Genomic DNA, 3581 nt, shown 5'->3' on the forward strand with positions numbered 1-3581 from the left:
CTGACCCAGCGCGGCCGCGAGGTCGTGCTCGAGGCCGTCGTCCCCGTCGGCGCCCGGTGAGCCCGGGCGGCTCCGGCGCCCGGCCGGCTCAGCCGGCGTGGCGGATGTCGTCGGTCGTCGTCAGCGGGTAGTGCGCGGGATAGGGCAGGGTCGCGACCCCCGAGTCGACGGCCGCCTGCGCGACCGCGGCCGACACGGCGCCGAGCAGACGCGGGTCGAGCGGCTTGGGGATGATGTACTCCGGCCCGAAGGCGAACTCGACGCCCTCGTACGCCTCGGCGACCTCCGCGGGGACGGGCTGCTTCGCGAGCTCGCGAAGCGCGTGGGTCGCGGCGACCTTCATGGCCTCGTTGATGCGCGAGGCGCGCACGTCGAGCGCGCCGCGGAAGATGAACGGGAACCCGAGCACGTTGTTGACCTGGTTCGGGTAGTCGCTGCGGCCGGTGGCGACGATGACGTCGCCACGCGCGGCACGGGCGTCCTCGGGAGTGATCTCCGGGTCGGGGTTGGCCATCGCGAAGATCACGGGACGCTCGGCCATCTTCTTCACGAGCTCCGGGGTGAGCAGCCCCGGCCCGGAGACGCCGATGAACACGTGGGCGCCCTCGATCGCGTCCTCGAGCGTGCGGTGCTCGGTGTCGCGGGCGAACGCGCGCTTGTGGGGGACCAGGTCCGCGCGGCCGTTGTGGATGACGCCGTTGCGGTCCAGCAGCGAGAGGTTCTCGGGGTTCGCGCCGAGCGCGACGAACAGCTTCAGCGTCGCGATGCCGGCGGCGCCGGCGCCCACGCAGACGATGCGGGCGTCCTCGATGCGATGGCCCTGGATCTCCAGCGCGTTCAGCAGCGCGGCGCCGGCGGTGACCGCCGTGCCGTGCTGGTCGTCGTGGAACACCGGGATGTCGCAGCGTTCGATGAGACGCTGTTCGATCTCGAAGCACTCCGGCGCGGCGATGTCCTCGAGGTTGATGCCGCCGAAGGTCGGCGCGATCGCCGCGACGGTGTCGACGAAGCGGTCGATGTCCGTGGTGTCGACCTCGATGTCGAAGACGTCGACACCGGCGAAGCGGCGGAACAGCACGCCCTTGCCCTCCATGACCGGCTTGCTGGCGAGGGCGCCGCGGTTGCCGAGGCCCAGGATGGCGGTGCCGTTGCTGATCACGGCGACCAGGTTGCCCTTGTTGGTGTAGCGGTACGCGTCGGACTCGCTCTCGGCGATCGCGAGGACGGGGGCGGCGACGCCCGGGCTGTAGGCGAGCGAGAGGTGCTTGGCGGTCTCGGCGGGCTTGGTGAGCTCGACGCTCAGCTTCCCGGGACGCGGTCTCGCGTGGTACTCCAGCGCCTCGTCGGACAGGCTCGTCATCGCACTACCTCCCGCCGACGCTCGGTTCTCAGTCGGCCGACGGACGAGTCTATTCGGCCGTCGCATCGGCCGGGGTGATGGGTGGGTTCAGCTTTGGGTGCGTGACACGGGCGCCGTCCGAGCGCTAGGAGCGGACACGGCGAGAGGCCCCGGGAACGGGTCCCGGGGCCTCTCGCGAACGCCGACGGGTCAGTCGCGCAGCTTCTCCTTGAGGGAGTTGCGCGTCTCGACCGACTCCTTCTCCGCCTCGGCCTTCTTCACGTTCGCGTCGGCCTTCGCCTCGTCGGCCTTGTCGCCGATCCGGTCCTTCACGTCCTCGAAGCCCTCCTTGACCTTGCGGCCGGCGGTGTCGGCGACTTCCTTGGCGTCATCGATGAAACCCATGTCGTGCTCCTTTCGTGAAGGGATATGCCCCGACGCTACGCCGGGGCCGGCGCGGTCGGGCAGGGGTTGCGGCACGGCGCCGAGGTTGCTAGTTGTCGACCCATGCGCTTCGAGACGACCATGTCCCAGTTCGGCAACAACACCGGGGTCGAGGTGCCGGCCGAGGTGATCGAGGCGCTGGGCGCCGGCAGGCGTCCCGCCGTGGTCGTGTCCGTCAACGGCTACGAGTACCGCAGCACGGTGGGCGTGATGGGCGGGCTGTCGCTGATCCCGTTCAGCGCCGACAAGCGCACCGCCACCGGCATCGGCGGCGGCGACCCGATCACGGTCGACATCGAGCTGGATGCCGCGCCCCGCACCGTCGAGGTGCCGGAGGACCTGGCGGCCGCGCTGGCCGCCGCCGGGAGGCGGGAGGCGTTCGACGCCCTCGCCCCCAGCCATCGCAAGGCGCACGTGGTCTCGGTCGAGGGGGCGAAGACCGCCGAGACACGGGCGAGAAGGGTGGCTGCGGTGGTCGCCGCGCTCCGCGGCTGACAGTGATGGTGGTGGGGGGAGCCCCGCAGCGTTCGTGCTGACTCGGCGGCTGATTGATGTCAGGTCTTGAACGGGATCTGTCGGTCGATGCGCTGCGGGGCTGCTGTGCACTCACCGTGCGAGGGTTCGTGACCTCATAGGAGCCTGTGCCAGCAGGCACCCATCACTGTCTTGTCCGTTCGCTTTCGGCGGTGCGTGCCGTTTTGCCTGGTTGAGTGAGAGGAACGGCGATGACCACCATCGCACGAGAAGTTGAGTGCGGCCAGATCGAGGTCGTGGTCGGGGTCGACACGCACGGGGATACGCATACCGCGGCGGTGATCGATATGACGGGACGGGTGCTGGGCTGCGCGCAGTTCCCCGCGGACTCGCGAGGGTACGCGGGGCTGCTGGCATGGGTGGTGAGGTTCGGAGTGCTGCTGATCGCAGCGGTCGAGGGCACCGGTGCTTATGGCGCGGGTCTGGCTCGCCATCTCCATGCCGAAGGCGTCGACCTGCTCGAGATCGACCGACCCGACCGCAAGACCCGTCGGTTCGCGGGCAAGTCCGACCCGCTGGATGCTGAGGCGGCAGCACGCGCCGCATTGTCGCGGGTCCGCGCCGGTGTCCCGAAAGACCGCAGCGGGAGAGTCGAAGCGCTGCGGAACCTGCGAGTCGCTCGACGCAGCGCTGTCGATCAGCGTGCTGACTGCGTGCGCCGGATCAAGACGCTGCTGGTCACCGCGCCCGACGAATTGCGTGAGCGGCTGCGCCGGCTGCCCGACCGTGAGCTCCTGACGGCCTGCGCACGCGCGCGGCCCGACACCACACGGGTGGGCGAGCCGGCGCAGGCCGCGAAGATCGCGCTGCGGTTCCTCGCGCGCCGCCACGCCGCGCTGACGACCGAGATCGACGAACTCGACACGCTGATCGAACCACTGGTCGTCGCGATCAACCCGGCGCTGCTTGCCCTCAACGGGGTCGGGCCCGACGTCGCCGGGCAACTGCTGGTCACCGCGGGCGAGAACACTGACCGGCTCCGCTCCGAAGCGGCCTTCGCGATGCTCTGCGGCGTCGCCCCGATCCCCGCATCCTCAGGCAAGACCCGCCGGCACCGGCTCAACCGCGGCGGCGACCGGCAGGCCAACGCCGCCCTCTACCGGATCGTGCTCTGCCGGCTCCGCCGGGATCCCCGCACCCAGGCATACATGCGACGACGCACCGAACAGGGCCTCTCCAAGAAGGAGATCATCCGCTGCCTCAAGCGACTCATCGCCCGCGAGATCTACTACGTCATCACCACTTGACATCCATAGGAGCATCC

At 70.1% G+C, this 3581-nt stretch carries 4 protein-coding genes; 2 read left to right on the plus strand and 2 right to left on the minus strand.

What is annotated here, in order from left to right; genetic code table 11:
- Positions 1-88 precede the first annotated feature (88 nt).
- Entirely contained in the window at positions 89-1360 is a 1272-nt protein-coding gene (locus QM626_RS00005) for a malic enzyme-like NAD(P)-binding protein (protein ID WP_415072579.1), read from the minus strand.
- 189 nt (positions 1361-1549) lie between these two features.
- Positions 1550-1744 (minus strand): hypothetical protein, encoded by a 195-nt coding sequence (locus tag QM626_RS00010; RefSeq protein ID WP_415072581.1) that lies wholly within the window; start codon positions 1742-1744, stop codon positions 1550-1552.
- A gap of 24 nt (positions 1745-1768) precedes the next feature.
- Here QM626_RS00010 and QM626_RS00015 point away from each other — a divergent pair, with 24 nt between their 5' ends.
- Positions 1769-2278, plus strand: coding sequence for a YdeI/OmpD-associated family protein (locus QM626_RS00015; protein ID WP_415072583.1), 510 nt, complete (start codon positions 1769-1771; stop codon positions 2276-2278).
- A 230-nt stretch (positions 2279-2508) separates the two neighbouring features.
- Positions 2509-3564: an IS110 family transposase gene (locus tag QM626_RS00020; RefSeq protein ID WP_415072585.1), complete on the plus strand. Its 1056-nt coding sequence runs from the start codon at positions 2509-2511 to the stop codon at positions 3562-3564.
- Positions 3565-3581: the final 17 nt, after the last annotated feature.

Origin of the sequence: Microbacterium sp., assembly GCF_047606385.1 — a bacterium.
Taxonomy (GTDB): domain Bacteria; phylum Actinomycetota; class Actinomycetes; order Actinomycetales; family Microbacteriaceae; genus Microbacterium.